Genomic DNA, 25,880 nt, shown 5'->3' on the forward strand with positions numbered 1-25,880 from the left:
AGGTCACTCGCGGGGCGCGGATCGCGCATCAGGCGAAGTTGGCTTCGGCAAACTTCCAGTTCACCAGCTTGTCGAGGAAGGTCTCAACGAACTTGGGACGCATGTTGCGGTAGTCGATGTAGTACGCGTGTTCCCACACGTCCACGGTGAGCAGCGCCTTGTCGGCGGTGGTCAGCGGCGTGCCGGCGGCGCCGGTGTTGACGATGTCCACGCTGCCATCGGCCTTCTTCACCAGCCAGGTCCAGCCCGAACCGAAGTTGCCCACGGCAGACTTCACAAACGCTTCCTTGAAGGCTGCGTAGCTGCCCCACTTGGCGGTGATGGCTGCAGCCAGTGCACCAGAAGGCTCACCGCCGCCTTGGGGAGCCATGCAGTTCCAGAAGAAGGTGTGGTTCCAGATTTGCGCTGCATTGTTGTAGATGCCGCCGCTCGACTTCTTGACGATCTCTTCGAGCGTCATGGCTTCGAACTCGGTGCCCTTTTGCAGGTTGTTCAGGTTCACCACATAGGCGTTGTGGTGCTTGCCATGGTGGTACTCCAGGGTTTCCTGGCTGTAGTGCGGAGCCAGGGCATCGATGGCGTAGGGCAGCGGGGGAAGGGTATGTTCCATGGTGGTGTTTCCTTGTGGTTTGAAATTCCGGGATGCCATCTGCAACGCTTTTCTTTCCTGAGCAATGCAGTCGGACACAGCGCGAAGGGGGCATTGTAGGAACATCAGGTGACCTGTGCAGCGTGAGGCCACCCAGATCCGGTCTGCAGCACCACAAACCGCTGCTGTCCTACAGAGGCGCGCCTTCTACCGCGCCGCGACATCACCCCGTTACAGCAGTCGCGGCTGGGCCACCGTCACGTCCACCACGCCATCGGCCAGTGTGGCGCGCAGGGCATCGCCAGGCTGGGCCTGGCGCACGCTGGTCACGGCCCGGCCCTCGGTATCGGTGAGCAGCGCGTAGCCGCGATGCAGCACCAGGCGCGGGTCGAGCAGCTCCAGCCGCAAGGCCGCGCGGTCGAGCCGCTCGGCCTGCTGCACCAGGCGCCGTTGCATTTTTTGAGGGAAATCGGCCTCCAGCGCTTTCTGGCATTGCGCAAGCCGCTGCAATTTTAATAGCACTCCATGGCGCATGCGCTGGGCTAGGCGTGCCAGTTGCATCTGCTCACGCGCCACCAGGCCCGACGGGCGGCCCAGCCGCGCCGCCGCCTGGTCCAGCCGCTGGTGCCGGGTGTCGAGCTGGCGCTGCACGCCGTCGCTGATGCGCCCAGCCAGCAGTCCGAGCGCCCCCAGCCACACATCGCGCGGCTGGGCCACCAGCTCGGCGGCGGCGGTGGGCGTGGGGGCGCGCAGGTCGGCGCAGAAGTCGGCGATGGTGAAGTCGGTCTCGTGCCCCACCCCGCTGATGAGCGGCACCGGGCTTCGCACGATGGTCCGGGCCAGTTGTTCGTCGTTGAAGGCCAAGAGGTCTTCGATGGAACCGCCCCCGCGCACCAGCAAGATCACGTCAATGGGCGGATTTTTGGTCAAATCAGCCCCTGACGCCTGTCCCGCTTGCACAAGCAGATACAGTTTTGATAGCGCCGCAACCAACGAAGCAGGTGCTGCGGCGCCCTGCACCTGCGCAGGCACCAGCACCACCGGAATGTGCGGCACGCGACGGCGCAGCGCCGTGACCACGTCGTGAAGGGCCGCAGCCCCGGTGGACGTCACAAGGCCAATGCCACGCGGCTGCAAAGGCAGCGGGCGCTTGCGGGCGTTGTCGAACAAGCCTTCTGTTTCGAGCTGCGCCTTCAGGCGCAGGAACTGCTCGAACAACGCGCCCTGCCCGGCCCGCTGCATGCTTTCCACAATGAACTGCAGATCGCCCCGCGCCTCGTACACCGAAAGGCGCCCGCGCACTTCCACCAATTCGCCATCGCGCGGCGAAAAGTCAAGCAGGCTGGCGGCGCGGCGGAACATGGCGCAGCGCAACTGGCCGTTCGCGTCTTTGACCGAGAAGTAGCAATGTCCGCTGGATGCGCGCGAGAAGCCCGTGATCTCGCCGCGCACCGCGACAGGATTGAAGCGCGCCTCCAGAGCATCAGCAATGGCGCGGCATAGCGCGCCAACTTCCCAGACGCGCGGCGCCGCTGCGGGGCTGGGGCGCTCAAACATGAGAAACGGCGGGCGTTTGCGCCGCGCGCACCGCGCAAGTACTCCACAGAATCTGGCCAGCGGCGGTTACCACAGCCACATAACTAAAAACCGCCCGCAAAACACCAGGGCACGTACAAGTTATTGATTTATATAGCTTTTTCATTGCGCAATTTTTCATCAATCTGTTGCAAGCACGGCGTGGCGCCACTTTGCGTGGCCTGGAACAGTGGTTGCCCACAAAGTTATCCACAGATTTTGTGGGTGAGCAGATGGGGCGACGGCGCGCACAGCAACGTAACGGTTTGTGACGAGGTGGGCCCTGCAAGCTGGGCCATAATCGCCGATTGCTTTCATCTGCGCGGAGAGAGATTTGCTGTCCATCATACAAGCCGCAGGCTGGCCGATCTGGCCCCTGATTGCGTGTTCCGTCCTGGGAATGGCGCTGATTTTTGAACGTTTCGTGGCCCTCAAGACGGCCCGTGTCGCCCCCCCGAAATTGCTCGATGAAGCCATTACGGTCTCGTCCAAGGCCGTGCCCACCCCCGACGTGGTGAACCAGTTGGCGCAAAACTCCGCCCTGGGCGAGGTGCTGGCCAGCGGCCTGCGCACCCTCAACAGCAACCCCCAGTGCAGCGAGACCGACCTGCGTGCCGCCATGGAAGGCGCAGGGCGCGCTGTGGCGCACCGGCTGGAAAAATACCTGTCGGCACTGGCCACCATCGCCTCGGCCGCTCCCTTGCTGGGCCTGCTGGGCACGGTGATCGGCATGATCGAGATCTTTGGCTCGCAGGCCGGCAGCGGTGGCGTGGGCCAGGCCATGGGTGGCGGCAACCCGGCCCAGCTGGCGCATGGCATCTCGATCGCGCTCTACAACACGGCTTTTGGCCTCATCGTGGCCATCCCGGCGCTGATCTTCTGGCGCTACTTCCGCGCCCGGGTGGATGCCTATCTGCTCACCTTGGAGTTGGCTTCGGAACAATTTGTGCGCCACATCCTGCGTTTGCGGAAGAAATGACGCCCCCACGGTCCGCCCGCTGCGCGTGGCTCCCTGCCCCCCAAGGGGGCCGCGTTTTGCCTTGGGGCGGCCCGGCGGCAAAACCTCAGCCTGAAAGGCTTCGCCAATGAACTTCCGTCCCCGCGCCAAGGAAGAGCCGGAGATCAACCTGATCCCGTTCATCGACGTGCTGCTGGTGATCCTCATCTTTCTGATGCTGACCACCACCTACAGCAAGTTCACCGAGCTGCAGCTCACGCTGCCCGTGGCCGATGCCGAGCAGCAACGCGACCACCCCAAGGAAGTCATCGTGTCCGTGGCCGCCGACGGGCGCTACGCCGTCAACAAGACGGGCGTGGACGGCAAAAGCGTGGACGCGATCGCGCAGGCCTTGCGCAGTGCCGCCACAGCGGGCCAGGGCAGTGTGGTCATCATCAGCGCCGATGCGATGGCGCCGCACCAGTCGGTGGTTTCGGTGATGGAGGCCGCGCGCCGCGTGGGCCTCACGCAGATCACGTTTGCCACGCAGTCTTCGGCTGCGGCGCGCAGCCCCAGCCGCTGACACGCATGGCTGCCCCCGGGCTGCAGCCGCCCTCGCCCAGCGCCCCCGCATTGCGGGGCGCAGCCCTCCCCCCACCCGCCTCCGGGCTCCAGAAAATCTGGCAGACACGCGGCCCGCTCGCCTGGGTGCTGTGGCCGGTCTCGCGGGTCTACCGCACGCTGGTCGGTATGCGGCGCGGGCTTTACCGCATCGGCCTGCTGAAGGCGGAGCATCCTGGCCGCCCGGTCATCGTCGTGGGCAACGTGATTGCCGGAGGCGCAGGTAAAACCCCCGTGGTCATTGCCGTTGTCCAGCATCTGCAAGGTCTGGGCCTGCGCGCCGGCGTGGTCTCACGCGGCTACGGCCGCAGCACCACCGACTGCCGGGAGGTGACGCCCGACAGCCCCGCCCATGAGGTGGGCGATGAACCCGCCCTTATCGCGCGCAACTGCCGGGTGCCCGTGTTTGTGGCGCCTCGCCGCATCACCGCCGCCCGCGCCCTGCGGGCTGCTTACCCGGACACCGACGTGATCGTTTGCGACGATGGCCTGCAGCACCTGGCCTTGGCGCGCGATCTGGAGGTCTGCATCTTCAACGAACAGGGCGTGGGCAACGGTTTCCTGCTGCCAGCGGGGCCCCTGCGTGAGCCCTGGCCACGCGCGGTGGATTTTGTGCTGCATGCAGGGACTCTGCCGCCTGGAAGCGACCCCGCCCATGCCTATGGCCTGCAACGCCGACTGGCCCCCTATGCCTTGCGTGCGGACGGCACCCGGGTGCCGCTGTCGGACCTGCAAGGCCAGCCGCTGCATGCCGTGGCGGCCGTGGCACGCCCCGAAATGTTCTTTGCCATGCTGCAGGCTGAGGCGCTGCAGCTGGCACACACGGAAGCCTTACCAGATCACTATGATTTTGATAGCTGGAACCGCTCACCTGACAAGCGCCACCCGCTAATTTGCACCGAAAAAGACGCTGTCAAGCTCTGGCAACACCACCCGGACGCGCTGGCCGTGCCCCTGCAATTGCACATCGACCCGGCCTTTTTCGCTGCGCTGGATGTGCGCCTGCTGGCCTTGGGCGTCCACAGGCATTAACGATTCACCGCCCGGGCCGCCGCTATCATCCTTGCCTGCCCGAACGAACCTCCTGGAAAGCGCTGTCACCATGGATCCCAAACTGCTTGAACTGCTGGTCTGCCCCGTCACCAAAGGCCCGCTGACCTACGACCGCGATGCCCAGGAACTGGTCTCCCGCAGCGCTCGCCTGGCCTATCCGGTGCGGGACGGCATCCCGGTGCTGCTCGAAAATGAAGCCCGCACACTCACCGATGAGGAACTGGAGCAGTGAGCGCAGGAACGGATCTCGGCACGCCAAGCGCTCCAACCGCGAGCGGTCGCTTCACGGTGCTGATCCCAGCGCGCATGGCATCCAGCCGCTTGCCCGACAAACCCCTGGCCGATATCGCGGGCCTGCCCATGGTGGTGCGGGTGGCCCAGCGTGCCGCCCAAAGTGCAGCAGCCCGCGTGGTGGTGGCAGCCGATGACCCTCGCATCCTGCAGGCCTGCACCGCCCATGGCGTGCAAGCGATACTGACCCGCGCCGACCACCCCAGCGGCAGCGACCGCCTGGCCGAAGCCTGTACCCAGCTGGGCCTGGACGGGGACGACGTGGTCGTCAACGTGCAAGGCGATGAACCTTTGATAGACCCGGGCCTCATCGACGCTGTGGCAGCCCTCCTGCCCACCCGGCCGGAGGCCAGCATGGGCACCGCAGCCCACGCGATTGCGTCACTGGCCGACTACACCAACCCCAACGTGGTGAAAGTGGTGCTGGACGCGCGTGGCCTGGCCCACTACTTCAGCCGCGCGCCCATCCCTTTTGCGCGGGACCATATGGGATTGGCCTGGTGGCAAGGTGCCGCCGAGGCGGCGGCACCCGGTGTAGCAGCCCTGGCGGGGTTTGCGCCACTGCGGCATGTGGGCATCTACAGCTATCGCGCAGGCTTTCTGCGCCAATTTCCTGCCCTGGCACCCGCCCCCACCGAGGCGGTGGAAGCGCTGGAGCAACTGCGCGCGCTGTGGCACGGCCACCGCATTGCGGTTCACCTGGCCAACGCAGCCCCTGGCCCGGGCGTGGATACGCCCGCAGACCTGGAACGGGTTCGCCGCCTTTTCCGATGAGGAGCGGGCCGGTGGCGCGCGCCGCGCCGGTCCGCCGAATGCCTCGGCTATCCACCCTGCGACACCCCTGCCCAACCCGGTGCAGCATGTAAGTCAGCGCAAGGGAGTCGCATGCTATCCTCGACCGCAACGAGAGCACCGCATCCCGGGCGCACAGAACGGCTTCAGGCGCCCTTCGAACGTCCCCGCCAGCGGCGCCAACCGATTTCTAACCTTCGAGGACTTCCATGAGACTGATTTTGTTGGGCGCGCCTGGCGCCGGAAAGGGCACGCAAGCCACGTTCATCTGCCAGAAGTACGGCATCCCCCAGATCTCCACCGGTGACATGCTGCGCGCAGCCGTCAAGGCAGGCACCCCTCTGGGCCTGCAGGCCAAGGCGGTGATGGATTCGGGCGCCCTGGTCAGCGACGACATCATCATCGGTCTCGTCAAGGAGCGCATCACGCAAGCAGACTGCGCCAACGGTTTCCTGTTCGACGGCTTCCCCCGCACCATTCCCCAGGCCGATGCCATGAAGGCAGCGGGCGTCAAGCTCGACTACGTGCTCGAAATCGATGTGCCCTTTGACGCCATCATCGAACGCATGAGCGGCCGCCGCTCGCACCCCGCCAGCGGCCGCACCTACCATGTCAAGTTCAACCCGCCCAAGGTGGAAGGCAAGGACGACGTGACGGGCGAAGAGCTGATCCAGCGCGAAGACGACAAGGAAGAAACCGTCAAGAAGCGCCTGCAGGTCTACAGCGATCAGACGCGCCCGCTGGTGGACTACTACAGCAATTGGGCCCAGGCCGAACCCGAGCTGGCCCCCAAGTACCGCGCCATCAGCGGCACGGGCAGCGTGGACGAGATCACGGCACGCGCATTGCAGGCACTGGCCAGTTAAGGCTCGGGGCGATCGCCCCTTGCAACCAGCGACGCCATGGCAGCATGGGCGTCGCTTTTTTATGCGGCGCAGGGAACCCGCTTCCAGCCTTTCGCATGGCTATACCCGGGCTGTACCGGTGGGTCAGGCTGGGCTGGAGCGTAAGCCGTAGGCTTTGCCATCCACAAACAGGTATTCCGCCCGCAGCACCGCGTCGCCCTTCTCTTCGCGCAGGGTAAAGCCCACCACCGATACCGCAGTGCCGGGTTTGATCTCCTGCACCTGCCAGGCCTGCATGCGGGTCAGGGGCGCCAGCTCCACCTCCCAGCGTCGGTCTTTGCGGGTGGGCAAAACCGTCTTGGCTAGCAAGGCCTTGCCATCCACGGGGGACGCCTGCGCAGGCACCACACGCTGTGCCAGATCCGCAGGCAGCTTCAGCTCCGCAGGTGTCTCCAGCTCCAGCTCGGCGTGTGGATTTTGCCAGCGCACTTTGCGCACGGTGCCTTCCAGGTAGATGGGACGGTCGGGGTCAAAACTGCTCCACCCATGGTGGGCACGCGCGCCCCAGGGAATGGCCGTGGCGGCCAGGAGCACGTGGCGGCGTTGCAGGCTCATCGGTTCTCTCCTTGTCATGTCCGATCAGAGGTAAGCAATCCAGCGGCCACACACCACCACAGCCAGCCAGATCACGGTGGAACCCAGCATCTGTACCCGGGCCAGAGCATCCAGGCGAGCCAGGGAACCTCGCCCATGGAACCACGCGGCGTTGCAACCTGCAAGCATTAACAGCAGCATCTTCAAGGTGAATGCGCGGCTGGCGAGCAGTTCGGCAGGCTGTGTGGCAAACATCAAGAGGCCCGACGCCGCCGCCAAGCCAAAACCACACAATGCCAGCGACAGGCTGAGCCGCGCCAAATCCTTGACGGGCAGCGCCGCCCCACGGCCAAACACCCGCAACTCCAGCAAGACCAAGTTGCCCAGCAGCAAGGCAATGCCTACGATGTGCACCACCTCCAGCGCGGGGTAGGCCCACGCATGGGACTTAAGAGCTGCAAAAAACATCGGAGCGGCCTTGTTGCTCAGTGCAGCAGTTCGAGCATCAGCGAGATCCTGGCCTTCAAGGGGGATAGCCCTTTGGAGTCCGGTAATGCGTCCCCCGGCTTGGGCAGCACCTGCCCCTCGGAGCAACGTGTGGACCGCACCACGCGCACACCCGCCTCCTGGGCACGCAACAATGCGGCCTCCAGAGCATGGTGGATGGTGCCATTGCCCGTGCAGGCCACCACCAGCCCCTGGACCCCATCTCGCACCAGTGCGTCCACCATGGTTCCCGATGCGCCAGCGTGGCTGATGACCACTTCCACGCGGGGCCAGGCTGCGGCATTCACTACATTTTCAATAGCATTCAATGCTGGAACACCAAGCGCCAGGGGCCAATCCTGCACAAGGCGGACAGCCCCCTCCTCCACCCAACCCAAAGGCCCGGCCTCGCCCGAATTGAACGCATTCACCCGGTAGGGGTGCACCTTCTGAACCTGCCGTGCCCCATGAATTTCGCCAGCGGCGACCGCCAGCACACCCCGTGCGCCGGGCGTGACCGCCACAGCAACAGCATCCAGAAGATTCTGAGGCCCATCGGGCGTGAGCGCCGTGGCCGGGCGCATGGCACAGGTCAGCACCACGGGTTTCGCGCGGGTGTCCAGCACTTCGTGCAGAAACCAGGCCGTCTCTTCCAGCGTGTCGGTTCCGTGGGTAATGACTACACCACGCACTTCGGGATCTTCCAGGTGGCGCGCACAGCGCAGCGCCAGCGCCTGCCACACCTGGCCATCCATGTCCTTGCTGTCGATCTGGGCCACCTGCTCCGCCACCAGCACGCCCCGCGCGGCCTGCTGCAATCCGGGAACAGCTGCAAGCAGCTGCCCGACCCCTACCTGCGCAGCGGTGTAGCCGATGTTGTCGCCAGCCTGCGCGGAGGTGCCTGCAATGGTCCCTCCGGTGCCCAAAACCACAATTTTTTGCCCACTCACTTGCGTACTCCGAAAAACTGGTGAAAAATACAGTTACTGGATTAAAAAACAGTTATCCATCACTGTAGCCGCCTCCACCGGAAACCACCATGCTCGACAACCCGAAACTCACTGCCCGCCAGCAACAAATTCTGGATCTCATCCAGACGGCCATTGCACGCACCGGGGCGCCGCCCACCCGTGCAGAGATCGCTGCCGAACTGGGGTTCAAGTCGGCCAACGCGGCAGAAGAACATCTCCAGGCGCTGGCGCGCAAAGGCGTGATCGAGCTGGTCAGTGGCACATCCCGTGGCATCCGGTTGCGCGGTGACACCGTGCGCTCCATCAATGCAGCGCGCGGCAACCAGTTCAGCCTGCCGATTCCCGGACTCTCACAACTGTTGCTACCCCTGGTGGGACGTGTGGCGGCAGGGTCGCCCATTCTCGCGCAGGAACACGTTGACCAAACCTACAGTGTGGAAAACAGCCTGTTCCATCACAAGCCCGATTACCTGCTCAAAGTGCGCGGTATGTCGATGCGCGATGCCGGAATCATGGATGGCGATCTTCTGGCTGTGCAGTCCACCCGCGAAGCCCGCAACGGCCAGATCATCGTGGCCCGCCTGGGAGACGATGTGACGGTCAAGCGCCTGCGCCGTACTGCGACCGCCATCGAACTGCTGCCCGAGAACCCGGATTACCCGGTCATCGTGGTGCAGCCCGGCGAACCCTTTGAGATTGAAGGGCTCGCCGTCGGCCTCATCCGCAACACCATGCTGATGTAGCCACACCGCTCCATCGCATTCACTCATGAATTAGTTCGTTAGCTGCCGCACTGCAGGTGGCGGGCGTTTGGCGCACTGGTAAAACCGGTACGCCAGCCCTGCGGTGCCGGTTTATTTTGCAATCCTGCCTATGTCCAACCCCCGACCTTCGGAGTTTTCACATGGGAATTGCCTTGACCACCTTTTCTGCGCTCTCCGGGACTCTGCGTACCCTGACCCACTGGCTCCACACCTTCAAGGAGCCGTCTGCAGCAGACCTGCCTGCGCCCCGCCCCCATCCCGATGACACGGACCCGGGCCGCAGGAGCGGATCAGCAGGCACTGACAAGCCCCGCCGTCCATCCAACATCCCCAGCCAACGTCCACCGCGAGGCAACTGGCCCTTTACGGTCAGCCCGCAGACACCACCCACCTGTGCCACCACACGGTTTGTGGCCACCAATACCGATGCCCGGGCGTTCATACCGTCGCCAGCCGCTACCCGCGTTGCCTGTGGATCATCCAGATTGGCAGACGGCTCAGGCGGCAGGGCTGCCAAGGTCCTGCGCAGGGTCCCCACATCGGGCGGCTCAGGCCGACTGGTGATCGCTGGCCGCATGGCCGATGTGTGCGCCGAGCTAGACCGCCTGGCTGCATCCGAGGCGGCGCTGCAAGCCTGTTGAGCCCAAGGCATGCACCACCCAGCGATCCATTGACTGCTTTGCATATGGAGGGTGCTGCCTGATCGCTGTGGACTGCGCTTGTCGAGGTCGCCAACACTCCGTCACCAAAAGCCCCATCCTTTCCTGTGCCAGGGGGCGGTCCGGTATGAAACGACCGGCGTGGCCAAGGCACAATGTCGGGATGAACATTGTGATTCTCGACGACTACCAGGACGCAGTCCGCAAGCTCCACTGCGCATCCCGGCTCGACGCGTACACCGCCAAGGTCTACACCAACACCGTCAAGGGGCTGGGCCAGCTGTCCGTCCGCCTCAAAGACGCTGACATCATCGTGCTCGTGCGAGAGCGCACCCAGATCACCCGTCAACTGGTGGAGAAACTTCCCCGTCTCAAGCTCATCGCGCAAACCGGCAAGATCGGCAGTCACATTGATGTAGCTGCCTGTACGGAACGTGGGATTGCAGTGGCAGAAGGCATAGGCTCACCCGTGGCCCCCGCAGAGCTGACGTGGGCACTTGTCATGGCCGCAATGCGCCGACTGCCGCAGTACATCTCCAACCTCAAGCATGGCGCCTGGCAACAATCAGGGCTGAAGACGGCATCCATGCCTCCCAATTTTGGCCTTGGCAGCGTGCTGCGGGGCAAAACGCTGGGTATCTGGGGTTATGGCCGCATTGGCCAATTGGTGGCGGGCTACGGGCGTGCTTTTGGAATGAACGTCCGCATTTGGGGGCGTGAGGCATCACGCGCCCAGGCCTTGACGGATGGGTATCAGGCTGCCACCACGCGCGAGGAGTTTTTCTCGCAATGCGATGTGATCTCGCTCCACCTTCGGCTCAACGACGAAACGCGCGGCATCGTCTCACTCGAAGATCTGTCTTGCATGAAGCCCACCTCCCTGCTGGTCAACACTTCGCGTGCCGAGCTGATTGAGACCGATGCCCTGATTGCAGCTCTGAACCGGGGCCGCCCCGGCATGGCCGCAGTCGATGTATTCGAGAGCGAACCCATCCTTCAGGGCCATGCCCTGCTGCGGCTGGAGAACTGCATTTGCACGCCCCACATTGGCTATGTCGAGCAAGACAGCTATGAGCTTTATTTTGGTGCAGCGTTCGACAATGTGGTGAATTTCATCAAAGGCACTCCCACCAACATCGTGAATCCAGGCGCACTGCAGGTGCGGCGTTAATTTGGCGCAAAAATCGGGTACATCCATCCTCGCTATTGCGGGAAGCAACAAAACTGGAAGCTCCTGACCTCAGTACGATTGCACCTTCTGCTTCGCCTAGCGTCGGTTTTGGTCATCGCCCGAGTCTTCAACAAACTCCAGCTCCTGGGCATTGAGCAGCCAAGCAGAACAACCTGCTCACCCCAACTAGCTGCATTTGAACCACAAAAAAAGGGCTTCCCAAAGGAAGCCCTTTTATTTGGCGCTCTCCAAAGCCAAAAAGACCTTGAAGAGCCAGACCACTCCGATTACAGAGGGGTCTTCTTGCCGTCCTTGTAGACGTACAGAGTGATGGCGGGGTTCTTCATTTCGCCATTGGGTTCAAAAGCGATGGTGGAGGTCACACCCTTGAAGTTGGACTTGGCCAGTTCGTTCACATACACCTTGGGGTCCACGGAGTTGGCGCGCTTCATAGCGTCCACCAGCAGGAACGTGGCGTCGTAGGTGTAGGGGCTGTAGACCTGGAACTGGTTGGGGTACTTGGCATCGTACTTGGCCTTCCAGGCCGTGCCGCCGGGCATCTTGGCCAGCGAAGAGCCGCCTTCAGCACAGATCACGTTGCCCAGGGTCTTGGCACCCGCTGCGAGCTTGGCGATTTCAGACGTGCAGACGCCGTCACCACCGAAGTACTTGACGTTGCCCATGCCCAGTTGTTCCATCTGGCGCAGCATGGGGCCGGCTTGAGGGTCCATACCGCCGTAGAACACGGCATCAGGGTTCTTGGACTTGATGGCCGTCAGGATGGCCATGAAGTCGGTAGCCTTGTCGGTCGTGAACTGCTCGTCCACCACTTTCATGCCCTTGGCAGTGGCAGTCTTCTTGAACACGTCTGCCACACCTTGGCCGTAAGCGGTACGGTCGTCGATGATGGCAACGGTCTTCAGCTTGAGCGTATCCACAGCGTAGAACGCCAGGCCAGCGCCCAGGGCGTTGTCATTGGCGATGATACGGAAGGTGGTCTTGTAGCCAGGCTTGGTCAGGTTGGGGTTGGTCGCAGCGCCCGTCACCATCGGGATGCCGCAGTCGTTGTAGACTTTGGAAGCAGGAATGGTGGTACCGGAGTTGAGGTGGCCGACAACGCCTGCAACTTTGGAGTCGCACAGCTTTTGTGCAGCGGCCGTGCCCTGCTTTGGATCGGCAGCGTCATCTTCAGCTTGAAGTTCGAACTTGATCTTCTTGCCGCCGATGGTGATGCCTTGAGCGTTCAGCTCTTCAATGGCCATGCGGGCGCCATTTTCGTTGTCCTTGCCGTAGTGGGCTTGGGCGCCGGAAACCGGAGCCACATGGCCGATCTTGACCACCTGCTCTTGTGCAGAGGCCACACCAGCAACAGCCGCGATAGCAGCAACCACGGTCAGTTTCAACTTCAATTGCATATCAAATCTCCAGTAAAGATAAACGCTGAGAATCTTCTTGTGTCTCAACGCAGGCGAACATATCGCAATTTACGGGCCAGATCATTAGGGAACACGATTAAACGCGAGAGAAACCACAGGGGAATACCCTGTCATCCCTTTGGCACCGAGGCCGCGCCACTGGCCAGCTCGTCCGCCACCGCCTCGTACACGGCATGCCGGACCACGGATTCAATCTCTTCACGCAGTCGCGGCAGCACCGATCGTGTCTGCTCCTGCACCACGGTGGCGATGGCTTCGCGCAAACGTTGATCCAGCACAACGTCCACACGCTGCATGACCCTGTGCACCATGTACTCCTCCATGCCTTCAGGCAGTGGCCGGGTGAGCTGCGGTCTGGGCGTCTTTGAAGGCCCGAGGGTCGACGCGAGCGATGCAGGCGAAGACGAAGAGGCGGGAGCCGCCACCGCCGCAACGGGAGCATGGTGAACCAACGGAGCGGGCGCACTCTGCACGGGCGCTGGTGCAGCCGGGCGTGGCGCCATCACAGCAGGCGGGCGGGCACTGGGCAGAGGTGGGCTCAGCGGTCGTGTCGCAGGCTGCGCTGCTGTCGGGCTGGGTCTTGCAGCGGGCAACGCGGACGGAGACATGACCGTGGTGCGCAATGGTGCAGAGGACGCCGGCGGCAGAGGCGCGGGGTCCGGCACCTGCACCACTTCGGTGAGGGTGGGAACAAAGCGCGGGGGCGTTTTGGGAGGAGGCAGCGCCATCAGCCAGCTTTCAGCACCAAGTCGTGGCGAGTAATGGCATAGCCGCGCGATGCATAGTGGCGCCAGCGCGCCCGGGCCTCGCCACGATCCAACTCATCCTGTGCACTCACCACTTCCACCAACCGATCAAACCGGCCAAATCCCTCGGGCACCTCCGCGTGCAGGTTCAGTAGCACTTCATGGTGCGGGGCAGACCGGGCATCGGCAGTCAGCAACACGGGAGACGCATGGACCAGGTCTTCATCAGCATCGCCGAGGCAATGGGCCACAAAGTCCTGCGGAGCAAGGGCCCAGAGCATGCGGTCCAGCGTCGCCAAGGTGTCGGGCGGCGCCGCAATCACCAGGCGGGCCCCGCTGCGCTGCACCTTGCGCGCAAAGCGGCATGCGTAGGCCAGTTTGTCCGGCGCATTGAAATGAAACGCAACCTCGGTCATGGCACGCTCAGGCCGTCTTGGTGCGCACGGAGCGTTTTGTCGCCGCAGGCTTGGAAACCGGCTTGGCGGCAATGGCCTGGCCCATCAGATAGTGCACCAGAAGTCCCACCGGCCGCCCTGTGGCACCTTTTGCGGCGCCCCCCTTCCAGGCCGTGCCAGCAATATCCAGGTGCGCCCATGGCACGTCGCCCACGTACTTTTGCAGGAACTTCGCGGCGGTGATGGAGCCCCCCGCACGGCCGGCTACATTGCCCATGTCGGCGAAATTGCTCTTGAGACCATCGGCATAGTCGTCGTCCAGCGGCATGCGCCAGCAAGGGTCCTGGGCAGACTCGCCAGCCTGCTGCAATGCGGATGCCAGGGGATCGTTGTTGGCGAACAGACCACTGCGCACACCACCGAGCGCAATCACGCAGGCGCCGGTCAGGGTGGCGATGTCCACCACGGCGGCAGGCTTGAAGCGGGCGGCGTAGGTGAGCGCATCGCACAGCACCAGACGGCCTTCGGCGTCGGTGTTCAGGATTTCGATGGTCTGACCGCTCATGCTCGTGACCACGTCACCCGGCTTGACGGCACGGCCATCGGGCATGTTCTCGCAGGCGGGTATCAGCCCCACCACATTGATCGAGGGCTGCAACTCCCCCAGAGCGCGAAAGGTGCCCAGCACGCTGGCAGCGCCGCACATGTCGAACTTCATCTCGTCCATCTCCGGGGCAGGCTTGATGGAGATGCCCCCGGTATCGAACGTAATGCCCTTGCCCACCAGCACGACGGGAGCCTGGTCCTTGGCCGCGCCGTTGTAGCGCAATTCGATGAATCTCAGGGGTTCCTCGGAACCCCTTGCCACAGCGAGGAAGGCGCCCATGCCCAACCGGGCCACTTCGGCCGGGCCGTGGACCTTGCACTGGATGCGGGGCAGCTTGCTCAGGGTCTTGGCGGCGTCGGCGAGCAGGGTGGGGGTGGCATGGTTGGCGGGGCGGTTGCCCCATTCCCGCGCAAACTCCACCCCAGCCACCAGCGCCACACCGGCGTCGAAGTCCTCGCGCACATCCGGGGCGGTGGGTACACCCACCACGCAGCGGCTCAGGCTGCGCGCCTCCACCTTGGTCTTGGTGGTGGTGTAGACATAGCTCACTTCGGCCACGGCCTGCACAGCGGCGCTGACAGAAGCGGCCTGCACGGCTCCGGCAAAACACAACACCACCCGTTTGGTCTGCGGCGCCTTGACGCCCCCCCCCACCGCCTGCAGCGCCTGGCGGGTGGCACGGGCAGATCCGTCACCCTGCCCCACCAACACTACGCGACGGGCGGCAACGGCAGGCACCTGGTACAGCTGCAGGTGCTTGCCCGCCTTCGTGGCCAGATCCCCGTTCTTGAGCGCCAGGGCCGCCAGGGCAGACAGCGCATCCTTGCCGGGCTTGAAGCCCTCAGGGAGCAGCACAACCAGCAGGTCGCATTTCTCTGAAGCTGCCGCAGCAAGGTCAAGGGTCTTGAGATCAAAGTTCATAATCGGTGTTTTCCTTTTGAGCGTGCTATGCACTTTGATATGCACGCAAAAGTGCATAGCGCGCTCCTAGCCAATGTTATTCGATTCATCCATCCGCAAGGAGCTGGCGCGCAGCTTTGGCGCGACGCTCGTGGTGCTGGTGACCGTGGTCATGACCATGATGCTCATCCGCACCCTGGGACAGGCATCCAAGGGCAGCGTGAGCCCTTCCGATGTGATGCTGGTCATGGGCTTCACGGTGCTGGGGCAGTTGCCCACCATCTTGAGCCTGAGCCTCTTCATCGCTGTGGTCGGCACACTTTCGCGCATGTACCGTGACAGCGAAATGGTCATCTGGTTTGCCAGCGGCCGTGGCCTCATCAGCCTGCTGCGGCCCTTGCTGCGTTTTGCGTGGCCGGTCATGGTGGTCATTGCTGTGCTGTCGCTGCTGGTGTGGCCCTGGGCCAACTCCCAGATTCAGGAACTCAAGACGCGCTACGAACAACGCAGCGACATCGACCGCATCGCGCCCGGCGAATTCCAGGAATCCTCCAACGGAAGCCGGGTGTTCTTCATCGACAAGGACAGCCCCGACACGCAGGCTGGCAACAACATCTTCATCGCCGCCACCGACGGCGCCCGCGAATCCGTGACCTCTGCGCGCAGCGCGCGGCTGGAGACACGGGGCGGCGAGCGCATGGCGGTGCTGAGCGAAGGCCAGCGCCTGGAGACCTCGCGCGACAAGCCCGGCGTCAAGATCAGCGAGTTCTCTGAATACGGCACCCGCATTGGGTCGGCACCTGCAGGCTCGGCGGAAGAACTGTCTGTGAAGACCCGCGCCACACACGAGCTGCTGATGCAACCCTTGCCCGCCTACCGCGCCGAGCTGGGCTGGCGCCTGGGGCTGGCGCTGGCCGCCATCAACTTCGTCGTGCTGGGCCTGGCCGTGGCCAGCGTCAACCCGCGCGCTGCGCGCAGCACCAGCCTGGTGTTCGCGCTTTTTGCTTTCATCGTGTACTACAACCTCATGACGCTGGGGCAAAGCTGGGTGGGTGCGGGCCGTTTGGGCCTGGTGAGCTTCATGGTGCTGCTGCATGGCGGCATGCTGACGATGTCGCTGCTGATCCTGGCTGCGCGCCACAACCACTGGACCGTGCGGCGGCTCTGGCAGCCCCGTCCGACCAGGAGCCCCGCATGAAAACCATTCGCCGCCTGATCCACCGCGAAGCCCTGTTCGCCGTGGCCTTTGTCACCGCCGGATTTCTGGCGCTGTTTTTCTTTTTTGACCTGGTGGACGAACTGCGCTGGGTGGGCCGCACCGGCGCCGAAGGCTACCAGCTCTCGCACGCATTCCTGTTCGTGGTGCTGAGCATTCCCAGCCACCTGTACGAATTGCTGCCCATTACCGTGCTCATCGGAACCATCTTCGTGATGGCGCGGCTCGCCCAAAGCTCCGAGTTCACCATCATGCGCACCAGCGGCATGGGCCCGTGGCGCGCCTTGCGCACCCTCGTGGCGCTGGGGGGCTTCTTTGTACTGTTGACCTTTGCGGTAGGCGACTACATTGCGCCGCTGACCGACCGCGCCGCTCAACTCGTCAAGGTGCGATACCTGGGGCGCCTGACCACTGGCGCCACGGGCGCCTGGCTCAAAGAGCGCCAGGACGACCACTCCTATGCCGTGAACGTGCGCGCCCTCACACCCAATGGCGGCATGCTGGACGTGCGTATCTTTGAATTCGATGCCAAGGGCCGGCTCGCCTCGCAGACGCGGGCCGCATCCGGCCAGTTTGGGCCGGACGGTGCGTGGAACCTGGAGCAAGTGCAGCGCAGCCGCTTCGAACAGCGCGGCAACGACGAGGCGCGTGTGGAGCACCTGGATGCACCCACCTTGCAGTGGCCCACCCGCATCAGCGCCGACATGGTGGCCGCCTCGCTGCTCAAACCCGACCGCATGGCCACCATCGACCTCTTCCAGTACATCCGCCACCTCGACGCCAACGGCCAGTCTGCCCAGCGGTACGAAATCGAGTTCTGGCGCAAGGTTTTCTACCCGCTCAGTTGCCTGGTGATGGTGGTGCTGGCCCTGCCTTTTGCCTACCTGCATTTCCGCTCGGGCGGCATTGCGGGCTATGTGTTTGGCGGCGTCATGGCGGGCATCAGCTTCTTCTTGCTGAACAACGTGTTCGGCTATGCAGGCAACCTGCAGAACTGGTCGCCCTGGCTCACCGCCGCCGCGCCTGGGCTCATCTATTCCGTGCTGTCGCTGGCCGCCTTCGGCTGGCTGGTGCTTCGCCGGTAAAATTTTTTTAAGCCTTTTGGGCCTCTACCGCTTATGCAGCAAGCGCAAGCCGCTATCATTTTATTCGCACACGGATCGCGGGACCCACTCTGGCGCGTGCCGCTGGAAGCCGTTGTGGCGCATATCGCCGCGCAGCAGCCTGGCAGGCCGGTCCTTTGCGCTTACCTGGAACTGTGCACACCATCACTGGCAGATGCCGCCCAGCAACTCGCCGCACAGGGCGCCACGCAGGTCACCGTGGTGCCCATGTTCCTGGGCACCGGCAAGCATGCGCGTGAAGACCTGCCCGTGCTGGTGCAGGACCTGCGTGCCGCTCACCCCGGCGTTCATTTCCACGTGCAGACCGCCATCGGCGAAGACCCGCGCATGACCGCATTGATGGCAGAAATCGCGTGCGAGGCGCCCCAAAGCTGAGGTTCTTCCAATATCTCTTAGATGCTTGCAGCATAATGATGCAACCCTTTAGGCGATATCAGATATGAACCTGCACCAATTCCGCTTCGTTCAAGAGGCAGCACGCCGCAACCTCAACCTGACTGAAGCCGCCAAGGCCCTGCACACCTCCCAGCCCGGGGTTTCCAAGGCCATCATCGAGCTGGAAGAAGAACTGGGCGTGGACATCTTTGCCCGCCACGGCAAGCGCCTCAAACGTATCACCGAGCCCGGCCAGCACGTGCTCAAAAGCATCGAAGTCATCATGCGCGAGGTGGGTAACTTGAAGCGCATTGGCGAGCAGTTCAGCGCACAAGACAGCGGCACCTTGAGCATCGCCACCACCCACACCCAGGCCCGCTACGTGCTGCCCGTGCCCGTGGCCCGGCTGCGCGAGGCCTACCCCAAAGTCAACATCAGCCTGCACCAGGCCACGCCGCACGAGGTGGCGCGCATGGTGATCGATGAAGTGGCCGAAATCGGCATGGCCACCGAATCCCTGGCCGATTACCCCGAACTCGTCACCCTGCCCTGCTACGAATGGCAGCACGTGCTGGTCGTGCCCAACGACCACCCGCTCGCGCAGAAGGAACGCATCGGCCTGGACGACCTGGCGCACGAGGCGTTGATTACCTACCACCCCTCGTTCACCGGCCGGGGCAAGATCGACCAGGCCTTTGCCGCCCGCAAGCTTCAGCCGCGCATCGTGCTCGAAGCCATCGACTCGGACGTGATCAAGACCTACGTGCGCCTGGGCCTGGGCATCGGCATCGTTGCTGAGATGGCCATGCGCGACGACCCGGTGGGCGACTTGGCCGTGCGCCCTGTGGGCCACCTTTTCGGGCAGAGCGTGGCACGCGTTGCCTTCAAGCGCAGCGCCTACCTGCGCAACTTTGTCTATAAATTTGCCGAACTGCTCAGCGACCGGCTGAGCCGTGACCTTATCGCACGTGCGATGACGGGGCACGTCAACGACTATGAGCTGTGACTTCGCCGTAGTTCGCCTGTCTTCAAAACACCTTTGATTTTTACGTTGTTGCGCCATGACCCAAGCTAACGCTGCCGCCCGCACCCCAGCCTTCCCCAGCAAGCTGCCCCACGTCGGCACCACCATCTTCACGGTGATGTCGGCCCTGGCCACCGAACACAAGGCCGTCAACCTGGGCCAGGGCTTTCCAGACTTTGAATGCGCCCCCGAGCTGGTGAACGCCGTCACCGCTGCCATGCAGGCCGGGCACAACCAGTACCCGCCCATGCCCGGCATCCCCGCGCTGCGCGAGGCCGTGGCTCGCAAGATCGAGGCGCTGCACGGCCGCGCCTACAACCCCAACACCGAAATCACCATCACGGCGGGCGCCACGCAGGCCATCATCACCGCCATACTCGCCATCGTGCACCCGGGTGATGAGGTGATCGTGCTCGACCCCTGCTACGACAGCTATGTACCCAACATCGAGCTGGCTGGCGGCAAGGCCGTGCGCGTGCCGCTCACGCCAGGCACCTTCCGCCCCGACTTCGCCAAGATCAGCGCCGCCATCACGCCGCGCACCCGCGCCATCCTCATCAACAGCCCGCACAACCCCAGCGCCACCATCTGGACGGCGCAGGAGATGCGCCAGCTCGAAGACCTGCTCGCCCCCACCGACATCCTGCTCATCAGCGACGAGGTGTACGAACATATGGTGTTCGATGGTGCCGAGCACCAGAGCGCAGCGCGCTTTGCGGGCCTGGCCGCACGCGCCTTCATCGTGTCGAGCTTTGGCAAAACCTTCCACGTCACGGGCTGGAAGGTCGGCACCGTGGCCGCCCCCGCAGCGCTGACGGCCGAGTTCCGCAAGGTGCACCAGTTCAACGTGTTCACTGTGAACACGCCCATGCAGCATGGCCTGGCCGCCTATTTGCAGGACCCCACGCCCTACCTGCAGTTGCCCGCGTTCTACCAGGCCAAGCGCGACCTGTTCCGCCAGGGCCTTGAGGGCTCGCGCTTCAAGCTGCTGCCCAGTACCGGGAGCTACTTCCAGTGCGTGGACATCTCGGCGATCAGCGACTTGAACGAGGCCGATTTCTGCCAGTGGCTCACCCGCGAGGTGGGCGTGGCGGCGATTCCGCTGTCGGCGTTCTATGGCGACGGGTTTGACCAGCGCGTGGTGCGGTTCTGCTTTGCCAAGAAGGACGAAACGCTGCGCGCCGCGCTGGAGCGGCTTCGCAAGCTGTGATCTGCAGGGCCTATTGAGGCCCTACCTCGTCTGCCGCGCCAGCCACACCCCCACCACTGCCAACGCCATCCCCACCAGCGCCCAACCGCTGAGCGTCTCGCCAAACATGGCCCAGGCAATCAGCGCGGTGGTGGGCGGGGTCAGGTAGAACAGGCTGGCCACGTTCACCGCGCCGCCCCGGCGAATGAGCAGGTTCAGCAGGCTCACCGCCCCCAGCGAGAGCACCAGCACCAGCCAGCCCAGCGCAAACACAAACTCTCCCGTCCACGATATGGCCATGGATTCGGTGGCGTAGGCAACGGCGGCCATGGCCACGGCACAGGGCAGGTACTGAATCACCGAGCCCGTGCGCAAGTCGAACGAGGGGCAGAACCGCTTTTGGTACAGCGTGCCGGCCGTGATGCCCAGCAGCGCGACCACAGCGGGCAGCAGCATGCCCATCAGTGCATTGGCTGGCACGGTGGCCACCTTGCCGGCCACCACCAGCGCCACGCCGGTAAAGCCCAGGGCCAGGCCCGCCCACTGGGCCGGCCGCACCTTCTCGCCCAGCAAAGCCCCGGCCACCAGGGCTGTCAGCAGTGGCTGCAACCCCACCACCAGCGCCGTGATGCCTGACGGCAGCCCGTGCCCGATGGCCATGAACACCCCGCCCAGGTACACGCCGTGCACCAGCAGGCCCGACACCGCGATGTGCCCCCAGGCCCTGCCCGCCGGGGGCCAGGGCGCACGCACCAGCGCCACCACGGCCAGCATGAGCACGGTGACGATGGCAAAACGCAGCCCCAGGAAGGTCAGCGGCTCGATGTACGGCAGGCCCAGCTTGGCACCGATGAAGCCCGTGCTCCAGAGCGCGACAAACAGCAAGGGGACGAGTGAATCCAGCGGATTCGAGATGCGGGACGGGTGGGGCGTTGCCTGGGTCATGGGGTGTGAAGATGAAGCGTCTGCCTGCGGCGGTCACGCCAGACTTAGGGGAATGCCAAGGCAGCGAGAGTACGGCAGAGGGCCAGCCAATCATCGCACCGTCTGCCCGGCCACTGGGGCTCCGCCCGCGTGCCCTGGCCGTAGACCCATTCGCCACACAGGCACACAAAACTGCCATGCCAGCCGTGATGAGCCAGCCCGAAGCCCACGCTAGGCCAGCATCTGCACAGGCTGTACGGCAAAAAAAGTCGCAGGCGTGGAGCCTCTTGGGGAGCGCGGCGCAGGTACAAGCCAAAAATACAAGAAAAAATGCTGCCTTCCGCTCACCCACAATGCGTTATTAGCTATTTATTTGATAGCAAAATCATAAGTTTCTTTCCCACAGCAGAAAGAGCGGGTGTGAGCAGCCCCACCATCTGCCCACACCCTCCCTCTGCAAGCTTGCAACCGCCCACTGGCGGCATACACGCGGAAAGAACAAGGGCCTACACCGCAGCCACTGCCAGGCTCAAGGTAGTCTGGCGTTCCATGCGGGGGCCCGCCTTGTGGGCACTGAACCGCTGCTCTACCTGCTTGAGGAAGTGCATGAGCAGCACGCGGTACAACCCATCGCCCAGGGCTGCGTCCTCCACCCCCACATCCAGGTTCGGGTTGTCGTTGATCTCGATCACGTACACCCCGGACGCCGTGGCTTTGAGGTCCACGCCATAAAAACCATTGCCCACCAGTCGGGCAGAGCTGACTGCCGCCGCCAGCACCTGCGGGGGCACCTGATCGAGCGGCACGGCCTGGACCCGGCCTTCGGTGTACTTGCCATTGGCGGTGTGCTGCAGGATCTGCCAGTGCCCGTCGCACATGAAGTATTTCGCCGCGAACAGGGCCTGCCCGGCCAGCACGCCGATGCGCCAGTCGAAGTCGGTGTACATGAACTCCTGCACGAGGATGATTTCCGATTCCTTGAGCATGTTTTTGGCAATGGCCTGCAGTTGCTCAAAGCTCTCTGCCTTCTTCACACTGCGGCTGAACGCTCCGTCTGGCACCTTCACCACCACGGGGTAAGTCAGCCGGTGCTGCATGTCGGCCAGCGTGCGGCGACTGACCATGTGCGTGAGCGGGGTGGCAATGGCGTGTTCACGCAGCAGCTCCGCCAGAAAGGCTTTGTTGGTGCAACGCAGGATGGACGCAGGGTCGTCGATGACCGGCATGCCTTCCGCCATGGCTTTCCTCGCAAACTGGAAGGTGTGGTGCGTCACGGCCGTGGTCTCCCGGATGAACAGCGCATCGAACTGGGTCAGGCGCGACAGGTCCTTCTTCTCGATCAGTTCCACGGCAATGCCCATCTGCTGCCCCACGTCCACCAGCTTGCGCAGTGTCTTGAGGTTGGACGGCGGCAGGCTGTCGTGGGGGTCGTGCAGCACGGCCAGATCCATGCGCGGCTGGGGCATCGCGATCAGGGGGCGCCAGCTGCGCCGTGTGTACTGGAGCAGCGCCTGCACGAAGACCTCGTCGCGCGCAGCATCCACATCGCGCAGGTCCAGCGCCTGTATGCCGCCGATCTGCCAGTGGGCGGACTGCTCCTGCCGCTCCAGCGTGACCTCCATGAGCGGGCAGCGGAACAGCTCGAAACTCTTGCGCGCCAAGGCCGCCAGCGCCGGGTCGTCCATGATCCCGAAGAAAATGTGCAGCGTCAGCGTGTTCACAGAGCGTGGTATTTCCTTCAGCGGGCCAATCAGCCGGTTCAGCTGCGCCAGCGCCGATGGCTCGATACGTTTGCGCTGCAGGCTCAGGATGGTGTCCACGCTGGGCGTTACACGGTCGCCGCGCGCTTCGGCCAGCAACGAGCAGTAGTAGCCCATGCTGAGGTAGCCATAGTTCCTGCACAGGTTGGTGACCTTGCGCAGGCGTCCACGGTCGTCCGGCTGCTCCGCAACGAATTGCTCTGCCGTGATGACCTTGAGGTCCGGCTCACTCCACCGGAAGTCGGCCACCTTCTCCACCACGATGACATGTTCTGAGGACAATTTATTTCTTTCCAGAAAGGATGACCGCTGCGGTGCGCCCACGGCGCCCATACCTCGCGATCTTCTTGAATTCACCCCAACTGATGGACACACCGCCATCGGGATCACCGGAACGCGCCATGGGGTCCAGCAGGCGAAACACTGCACCATCAAAGCCTGTGATGACCACCCAGTGCGGCGTCTTCTCCCGGTGCAGGCGCCACAGACTAATGAGCACAATGGGCAAGCGCCCCGCCCGCAGTTGCTCGATCACGCTGTCGGGCGACACAGCCCGCGCGTGGATCGGCACATGCCGCGCCTCCAGAGCTGCCTTGAAGTCGTTCTCCACCAACTGGATCACGTCCTTCTTGCGGGGATCGCGCACGCTGTCCATGAACAGCGAGGCACCGGCAGCCGCATACACCGACACCTCAAAGCCATGGGCCAGCGCGGCATGCGCGAGCCCAAACGGCCCACATCCTCCATGGCCTGCGGCCATGAACACCGTGGTGGCCTCGCGCCACAGGCGGATCTCGGCCGCCTGGTTCACCGGCATGGCCAGGTCCATGGCGGACATCGCCATCAGCAAGGCACAGGGGCCGCAGGTGAAGTCCAGCGTCTGCGCATAGTGGCGCACCTGGTGCGCCGCACCCACCTGCGCCAGCGCCCCGTCAAACAGGTCCTTCTGAAAGCACAGCGCCTCTTCGCCATCTTCGTAATAGGCGGGCTTGCGCCCGGTGTGTACAAAGCCTTGGCGCTCGAACAAACGGTGCGCGGCCACGTTACCGCCCCGGCTCTCCAGCCGCAGCACCGCGCAGCCCACATCACGCGCATCGTGGATCGCCGCCTCCAGCAGCCTGGCGGCCACGCCAGCGCGCCGCTTGGACGGCACCACCGCGATGGAATAAAGGCGTGCCACGGAGGATCCCTCGCGGCGCAATACCACGCAGGCGCCATCCAGCGCATGGCCAGAGCGGCACACCAGAACACGGGCCGAGCGACTCACCAGCAGACGCCCCCAGCTTCTGCGCGAGATCCTGTCGCTGGAGAACGCGGCGTTCTCCAGATGATCCAGCGCAGGCAGATCTGCCGGCCCGGCCAGCGCGACGCCCCTGGCATCCGCCGATAGTTGTCGCTTCATGGGCAGTCCCCATGGGGCCGCTGGGCCTTGCGATCAGACAGCTTCAATGCCACCCAACCCACCCCGATCGGAACCACGAGCACCAGCACGGCCAGCAGCAATGCGATCCAATCAGCCATGGCGCAGCAGCTCCAGGCCCAAGCCACGCAGGGCGCAGCGCACAGAGCCAGCCTCAATGGCCTGGCACCTTTGCGCGCTGCAATGGCTCAACGGCATGAAAGCGCCCCCGCGCAAGAAGCACTGGCCGCACAACCAAGTTCGAGCTGGGGCAGGCCAGACGCCAGGCAACGCTTGGCGCCCTCCAGGTCGCGCCGGTGGATGTACAAAGTGCCCTTGGCCGTGTGGCGGGGCACGTCGAACGCCAGGCGGTACCCGCGCAGTTGCCGCCCCAGCACGGCCTGCAGCGTTGCACGCAGGCTTTGCCCACTGGAATACGGCGTGATGAACGGAACCAGCACCAACGCGGTGGGGTCACCATCGCCCTCGCACAGAGGCAACAGGGATACCCGGTGCAAGCCCATACTGGGGCAACTCTTCATCAGCATGTTTTCACCACGTTGAGCCCCTGGCAGGAGCGCTTGTGGCCGGTGTTGAACATGCTTTCAGTCTAGGAAATCTGGCGTAAATCGTTCGTAAAAACTGCGGGCACAAACATCAAATCGCCGTCAATACACCGGGGCTCGATTCGCACCTGCGCGGGTGCGCCGGGCTGCCGCATTCCCTATGCCGCCAAGCGGTATCCCACCCCGGACTCGGTGAGCAGGTGGCGGGGCTGGGCGGGGTCGGCCTCCAGCTTCTGCCGCAGGTGCCCCATGTAGATGCGCAGGTAGTGGCTCTGGTCCGAGCGCATCGGGCCCCACACCTCGCGCAGCAACTGCTTTTGGGTGATGACCCGCCCCGCATTGGCCACCAGCACCATCAGCATGCGGTACTCGGTGGGCGTCAGGTGCACCTCCACCCCGGCCCTGCGCACCAGGCGCGCGCTGCGGTCCACCTCGACGTCGCCGAAATGGAACAGGGGCTCCACGGCCTCCATCGTTAGCCCGTTGCCAGTGGCGGCGCGGGGCCTGCGCAGGTTGGCCCGCACCCGTGCCAGCAGCTCGCCGGTGCCGAAGGGTTTGGTGAGGTAGTCGTCCGCCCCCGCGTCGAGTGCGGCAATTTTCTCTGCCTCATCGGTGCGCGCAGACAGCACGATGATGGGCACGGCAGACCAGCCCCGCACATCGCGGATCAGCTCCACCCCGTCGCCATCGGGCAGTCCCAGGTCCAGCACCAGCAGGTCGGGCTGGCGGGTGCCCGCAGCAGACAGGCCTTCACGCAGGGTGCCAGCCTCGTGCACCTGCCAGCCCTCGGCCTCCAGCGCACTGCGCACAAAGCGCCTGATTTGTGCTTCGTCCTCGACCACCAAAACGGTTCGTATCTGCATGGTTTTCT

30 protein-coding genes are annotated in these 25,880 nt (G+C 64.0%); 15 read left to right on the top strand and 15 right to left on the bottom strand.

What is annotated here, in order from left to right; translation table 11 throughout:
• Positions 1–28 precede the first annotated feature (28 nt).
• Positions 29–610 (bottom strand): superoxide dismutase, encoded by a 582-nt coding sequence (locus KW832_RS10045; RefSeq protein ID WP_121506237.1) that lies wholly within the window; start codon positions 608–610, stop codon positions 29–31.
• Between the two features lie 210 nt (positions 611–820).
• A complete protein-coding gene (gene xseA / locus KW832_RS10050; RefSeq protein WP_218299802.1) occupies positions 821–2,146 on the bottom strand; it encodes an exodeoxyribonuclease VII large subunit in 1,326 nt (441 codons plus the stop codon).
• Between the two features lie 352 nt (positions 2,147–2,498).
• Between xseA and KW832_RS10055 the strand changes: the two genes are divergently transcribed.
• The 6 genes from KW832_RS10055 (at position 2,499) to adk (ending at position 6,724) form a co-directional block, all read left to right on the top strand.
• Entirely contained in the window at positions 2,499–3,143 is a 645-nt protein-coding gene (locus tag KW832_RS10055) for a MotA/TolQ/ExbB proton channel family protein (protein ID WP_055396044.1), read from the top strand.
• A 106-nt stretch (positions 3,144–3,249) separates the two neighbouring features.
• Positions 3,250–3,684, top strand: coding sequence for a biopolymer transporter ExbD (locus KW832_RS10060; protein WP_176886095.1), 435 nt, complete (start codon positions 3,250–3,252; stop codon positions 3,682–3,684).
• Positions 3,685–3,689: 5 nt separating this feature from the next.
• The gene (gene lpxK, locus KW832_RS10065) at positions 3,690–4,754 is read left to right on the top strand and encodes a tetraacyldisaccharide 4'-kinase (protein WP_218299803.1); all 1,065 of its coding nucleotides are present in this window, start codon (positions 3,690–3,692) and stop codon (positions 4,752–4,754) included.
• A 70-nt stretch (positions 4,755–4,824) separates the two neighbouring features.
• On the top strand, positions 4,825–5,007 hold the full coding sequence (locus KW832_RS10070; protein ID WP_010458810.1) for a Trm112 family protein: 183 nt from the start codon (positions 4,825–4,827) through the stop codon (positions 5,005–5,007).
• A complete protein-coding gene (gene kdsB, locus KW832_RS10075) occupies positions 5,004–5,840 on the top strand; it encodes a 3-deoxy-manno-octulosonate cytidylyltransferase (RefSeq protein WP_218299804.1) in 837 nt (278 codons plus the stop codon). The genes KW832_RS10070 and kdsB overlap by 4 nt, the downstream gene beginning before the upstream one ends.
• Before the next feature lie 227 nt (positions 5,841–6,067).
• Positions 6,068–6,724: an adenylate kinase gene (adk, locus tag KW832_RS10080; protein WP_121420288.1), complete on the top strand. Its 657-nt coding sequence runs from the start codon at positions 6,068–6,070 to the stop codon at positions 6,722–6,724.
• 123 nt (positions 6,725–6,847) lie between these two features.
• Here adk and KW832_RS10085 read toward each other — a convergent pair whose 3' ends face one another.
• Genes KW832_RS10085 through KW832_RS10095 form a run of 3 tightly spaced genes read right to left on the bottom strand, consistent with a single transcriptional unit; the run spans position 6,848 to position 8,733 of the window.
• Positions 6,848–7,318, bottom strand: coding sequence for a DUF6152 family protein (locus tag KW832_RS10085; RefSeq protein ID WP_055396036.1), 471 nt, complete (start codon positions 7,316–7,318; stop codon positions 6,848–6,850).
• Between the two features lie 24 nt (positions 7,319–7,342).
• Positions 7,343–7,765: a hypothetical protein gene (locus KW832_RS10090; RefSeq protein ID WP_055396033.1), complete on the bottom strand. Its 423-nt coding sequence runs from the start codon at positions 7,763–7,765 to the stop codon at positions 7,343–7,345.
• A 17-nt stretch (positions 7,766–7,782) separates the two neighbouring features.
• Positions 7,783–8,733 carry an asparaginase gene (locus KW832_RS10095; protein ID WP_218299805.1) on the bottom strand — a complete coding sequence of 317 codons (951 nt, stop codon included), beginning with the start codon at positions 8,731–8,733 and terminating at the stop codon, positions 7,783–7,785.
• A gap of 89 nt (positions 8,734–8,822) precedes the next feature.
• On the opposite strand from KW832_RS10095, the gene lexA reads away from it, so the two are divergent.
• The 3 genes from lexA to KW832_RS10110 all read left to right on the top strand — a co-directional run bounded on the left by lexA (position 8,823) and on the right by KW832_RS10110 (position 11,348).
• Positions 8,823–9,497 carry a transcriptional repressor LexA gene (gene lexA, locus KW832_RS10100; RefSeq protein WP_121506230.1) on the top strand — a complete coding sequence of 225 codons (675 nt, stop codon included), beginning with the start codon at positions 8,823–8,825 and terminating at the stop codon, positions 9,495–9,497.
• A gap of 173 nt (positions 9,498–9,670) precedes the next feature.
• Positions 9,671–10,159 (top strand): hypothetical protein, encoded by a 489-nt coding sequence (locus KW832_RS10105; RefSeq protein WP_218300400.1) that lies wholly within the window; start codon positions 9,671–9,673, stop codon positions 10,157–10,159.
• Between the two features lie 181 nt (positions 10,160–10,340).
• Complete coding sequence (locus KW832_RS10110; protein WP_121420292.1) at positions 10,341–11,348, top strand: D-2-hydroxyacid dehydrogenase family protein; 1,008 nt, start codon at positions 10,341–10,343, stop codon at positions 11,346–11,348.
• Positions 11,349–11,635: 287 nt separating this feature from the next.
• On the opposite strand, the gene KW832_RS10115 is transcribed toward KW832_RS10110, so the two are convergent.
• Entirely contained in the window at positions 11,636–12,763 is a 1,128-nt protein-coding gene (locus tag KW832_RS10115) for a branched-chain amino acid ABC transporter substrate-binding protein (protein ID WP_121420293.1), read from the bottom strand.
• A 131-nt stretch (positions 12,764–12,894) separates the two neighbouring features.
• Positions 12,895–13,095 (bottom strand): hypothetical protein, encoded by a 201-nt coding sequence (locus tag KW832_RS25900; RefSeq protein WP_055396105.1) that lies wholly within the window; start codon positions 13,093–13,095, stop codon positions 12,895–12,897.
• On the opposite strand from KW832_RS25900, the gene KW832_RS25905 reads away from it, so the two are divergent.
• Positions 13,094–13,231 carry a hypothetical protein gene (locus KW832_RS25905; protein ID WP_370628673.1) on the top strand — a complete coding sequence of 46 codons (138 nt, stop codon included), beginning with the start codon at positions 13,094–13,096 and terminating at the stop codon, positions 13,229–13,231. The genes KW832_RS25900 and KW832_RS25905 overlap by 2 nt on opposite strands.
• Positions 13,232–13,511: 280 nt before the next feature.
• Here the strand turns inward: KW832_RS25905 and KW832_RS10125 are convergent, their stop codons facing one another.
• Together KW832_RS10125 and KW832_RS10130 are read right to left on the bottom strand one after the other, a co-directional pair.
• Positions 13,512–13,946, bottom strand: coding sequence for a DNA polymerase III subunit chi (locus tag KW832_RS10125; RefSeq protein WP_218299807.1), 435 nt, complete (start codon positions 13,944–13,946; stop codon positions 13,512–13,514).
• A 7-nt stretch (positions 13,947–13,953) separates the two neighbouring features.
• Positions 13,954–15,453 carry a leucyl aminopeptidase gene (locus KW832_RS10130; protein ID WP_218299808.1) on the bottom strand — a complete coding sequence of 500 codons (1,500 nt, stop codon included), beginning with the start codon at positions 15,451–15,453 and terminating at the stop codon, positions 13,954–13,956.
• 73 nt (positions 15,454–15,526) lie between these two features.
• Between KW832_RS10130 and lptF the strand changes: the two genes are divergently transcribed.
• From lptF to KW832_RS10155, 5 genes are all read left to right on the top strand, one after another.
• Entirely contained in the window at positions 15,527–16,630 is a 1,104-nt protein-coding gene (gene lptF / locus KW832_RS10135; RefSeq protein WP_121420296.1) for an LPS export ABC transporter permease LptF, read from the top strand.
• Entirely contained in the window at positions 16,627–17,733 is a 1,107-nt protein-coding gene (gene lptG, locus KW832_RS10140; RefSeq protein ID WP_055396018.1) for an LPS export ABC transporter permease LptG, read from the top strand. Before lptF ends, lptG begins: the two co-directional genes overlap by 4 nt.
• A gap of 33 nt (positions 17,734–17,766) precedes the next feature.
• Entirely contained in the window at positions 17,767–18,147 is a 381-nt protein-coding gene (locus tag KW832_RS10145) for a sirohydrochlorin chelatase (RefSeq protein ID WP_218299809.1), read from the top strand.
• 64 nt (positions 18,148–18,211) lie between these two features.
• A complete protein-coding gene (locus KW832_RS10150; protein ID WP_010458783.1) occupies positions 18,212–19,153 on the top strand; it encodes a CysB family HTH-type transcriptional regulator in 942 nt (313 codons plus the stop codon).
• 55 nt (positions 19,154–19,208) lie between these two features.
• Positions 19,209–20,381, top strand: coding sequence for a pyridoxal phosphate-dependent aminotransferase (locus tag KW832_RS10155; protein ID WP_218299810.1), 1,173 nt, complete (start codon positions 19,209–19,211; stop codon positions 20,379–20,381).
• 21 nt (positions 20,382–20,402) lie between these two features.
• Here the strand turns inward: KW832_RS10155 and KW832_RS10160 are convergent, their stop codons facing one another.
• From KW832_RS10160 to kdpE, 6 genes are all read right to left on the bottom strand, one after another.
• Positions 20,403–21,305 carry a DMT family transporter gene (locus tag KW832_RS10160; protein WP_218299811.1) on the bottom strand — a complete coding sequence of 301 codons (903 nt, stop codon included), beginning with the start codon at positions 21,303–21,305 and terminating at the stop codon, positions 20,403–20,405.
• 485 nt (positions 21,306–21,790) lie between these two features.
• Positions 21,791–23,326: a RimK family protein gene (locus KW832_RS10165; protein ID WP_218299812.1), complete on the bottom strand. Its 1,536-nt coding sequence runs from the start codon at positions 23,324–23,326 to the stop codon at positions 21,791–21,793.
• Position 23,327: 1 nt separating this feature from the next.
• Positions 23,328–24,446, bottom strand: coding sequence for a peptidase C39 family protein (locus KW832_RS10170; protein WP_218299813.1), 1,119 nt, complete (start codon positions 24,444–24,446; stop codon positions 23,328–23,330).
• Positions 24,443–24,565 carry a hypothetical protein gene (locus tag KW832_RS25650; protein ID WP_255577653.1) on the bottom strand — a complete coding sequence of 41 codons (123 nt, stop codon included), beginning with the start codon at positions 24,563–24,565 and terminating at the stop codon, positions 24,443–24,445. The genes KW832_RS10170 and KW832_RS25650 overlap by 4 nt, the downstream gene beginning before the upstream one ends.
• Before the next feature lie 87 nt (positions 24,566–24,652).
• Positions 24,653–24,967 carry a hypothetical protein gene (locus tag KW832_RS10175; protein WP_218338451.1) on the bottom strand — a complete coding sequence of 105 codons (315 nt, stop codon included), beginning with the start codon at positions 24,965–24,967 and terminating at the stop codon, positions 24,653–24,655.
• 200 nt (positions 24,968–25,167) lie between these two features.
• The gene (kdpE, locus tag KW832_RS10180; RefSeq protein WP_255577654.1) at positions 25,168–25,872 is read right to left on the bottom strand and encodes a two-component system response regulator KdpE; all 705 of its coding nucleotides are present in this window, start codon (positions 25,870–25,872) and stop codon (positions 25,168–25,170) included.
• Between the last annotated feature and the right edge of the window lie 8 nt (positions 25,873–25,880).

The sequence above is a fragment of the Acidovorax sp. sif0632 genome (assembly GCF_019218805.1).
Taxonomy (GTDB): domain Bacteria; phylum Pseudomonadota; class Gammaproteobacteria; order Burkholderiales; family Burkholderiaceae_C; genus Acidovorax; species Acidovorax facilis.

Excerpts from the sequence above, each read along its gene's own strand:
- kdpE (WP_255577654.1), bottom strand. The coding sequence starts at position 25,872 with ATGCAGATACGAACCGTTTTGGTGGTCGAGGACGAAGCACAAATCAGG.
- KW832_RS10110 (WP_121420292.1), top strand. The coding sequence starts at position 10,341 with ATGAACATTGTGATTCTCGACGACTACCAGGACGCAGTCCGCAAGCTC.
- KW832_RS10130 (WP_218299808.1), bottom strand. The coding sequence starts at position 15,453 with ATGAACTTTGATCTCAAGACCCTTGACCTTGCTGCGGCAGCTTCAGAG.
- KW832_RS10160 (WP_218299811.1), bottom strand. The coding sequence starts at position 21,305 with ATGACCCAGGCAACGCCCCACCCGTCCCGCATCTCGAATCCGCTGGAT.
- KW832_RS10045 (WP_121506237.1), bottom strand. The coding sequence starts at position 610 with ATGGAACATACCCTTCCCCCGCTGCCCTACGCCATCGATGCCCTGGCT.
- KW832_RS10175 (WP_218338451.1), bottom strand. The coding sequence starts at position 24,967 with ATGGGCTTGCACCGGGTATCCCTGTTGCCTCTGTGCGAGGGCGATGGT.
- KW832_RS25900 (WP_055396105.1), bottom strand. The coding sequence starts at position 13,095 with ATGGTGCACAGGGTCATGCAGCGTGTGGACGTTGTGCTGGATCAACGT.
- KW832_RS25905 (WP_370628673.1), top strand. The coding sequence starts at position 13,094 with ATGTACTCCTCCATGCCTTCAGGCAGTGGCCGGGTGAGCTGCGGTCTG.
- KW832_RS10085 (WP_055396036.1), bottom strand. The coding sequence starts at position 7,318 with ATGAGCCTGCAACGCCGCCACGTGCTCCTGGCCGCCACGGCCATTCCC.
- KW832_RS10155 (WP_218299810.1), top strand. The coding sequence starts at position 19,209 with ATGACCCAAGCTAACGCTGCCGCCCGCACCCCAGCCTTCCCCAGCAAG.
- lexA (WP_121506230.1), top strand. The coding sequence starts at position 8,823 with ATGCTCGACAACCCGAAACTCACTGCCCGCCAGCAACAAATTCTGGAT.
- KW832_RS10090 (WP_055396033.1), bottom strand. The coding sequence starts at position 7,765 with ATGTTTTTTGCAGCTCTTAAGTCCCATGCGTGGGCCTACCCCGCGCTG.
- KW832_RS10145 (WP_218299809.1), top strand. The coding sequence starts at position 17,767 with ATGCAGCAAGCGCAAGCCGCTATCATTTTATTCGCACACGGATCGCGG.
- lpxK (WP_218299803.1), top strand. The coding sequence starts at position 3,690 with ATGGCTGCCCCCGGGCTGCAGCCGCCCTCGCCCAGCGCCCCCGCATTG.
- xseA (WP_218299802.1), bottom strand. The coding sequence starts at position 2,146 with ATGTTTGAGCGCCCCAGCCCCGCAGCGGCGCCGCGCGTCTGGGAAGTT.
- KW832_RS10170 (WP_218299813.1), bottom strand. The coding sequence starts at position 24,446 with ATGAAGCGACAACTATCGGCGGATGCCAGGGGCGTCGCGCTGGCCGGG.
- KW832_RS10150 (WP_010458783.1), top strand. The coding sequence starts at position 18,212 with ATGAACCTGCACCAATTCCGCTTCGTTCAAGAGGCAGCACGCCGCAAC.
- KW832_RS10060 (WP_176886095.1), top strand. The coding sequence starts at position 3,250 with ATGAACTTCCGTCCCCGCGCCAAGGAAGAGCCGGAGATCAACCTGATC.
- KW832_RS10125 (WP_218299807.1), bottom strand. The coding sequence starts at position 13,946 with ATGACCGAGGTTGCGTTTCATTTCAATGCGCCGGACAAACTGGCCTAC.
- KW832_RS10070 (WP_010458810.1), top strand. The coding sequence starts at position 4,825 with ATGGATCCCAAACTGCTTGAACTGCTGGTCTGCCCCGTCACCAAAGGC.
- KW832_RS10115 (WP_121420293.1), bottom strand. The coding sequence starts at position 12,763 with ATGCAATTGAAGTTGAAACTGACCGTGGTTGCTGCTATCGCGGCTGTT.
- adk (WP_121420288.1), top strand. The coding sequence starts at position 6,068 with ATGAGACTGATTTTGTTGGGCGCGCCTGGCGCCGGAAAGGGCACGCAA.
- lptG (WP_055396018.1), top strand. The coding sequence starts at position 16,627 with ATGAAAACCATTCGCCGCCTGATCCACCGCGAAGCCCTGTTCGCCGTG.
- KW832_RS25650 (WP_255577653.1), bottom strand. The coding sequence starts at position 24,565 with ATGGCTGATTGGATCGCATTGCTGCTGGCCGTGCTGGTGCTCGTGGTT.
- lptF (WP_121420296.1), top strand. The coding sequence starts at position 15,527 with ATGTTATTCGATTCATCCATCCGCAAGGAGCTGGCGCGCAGCTTTGGC.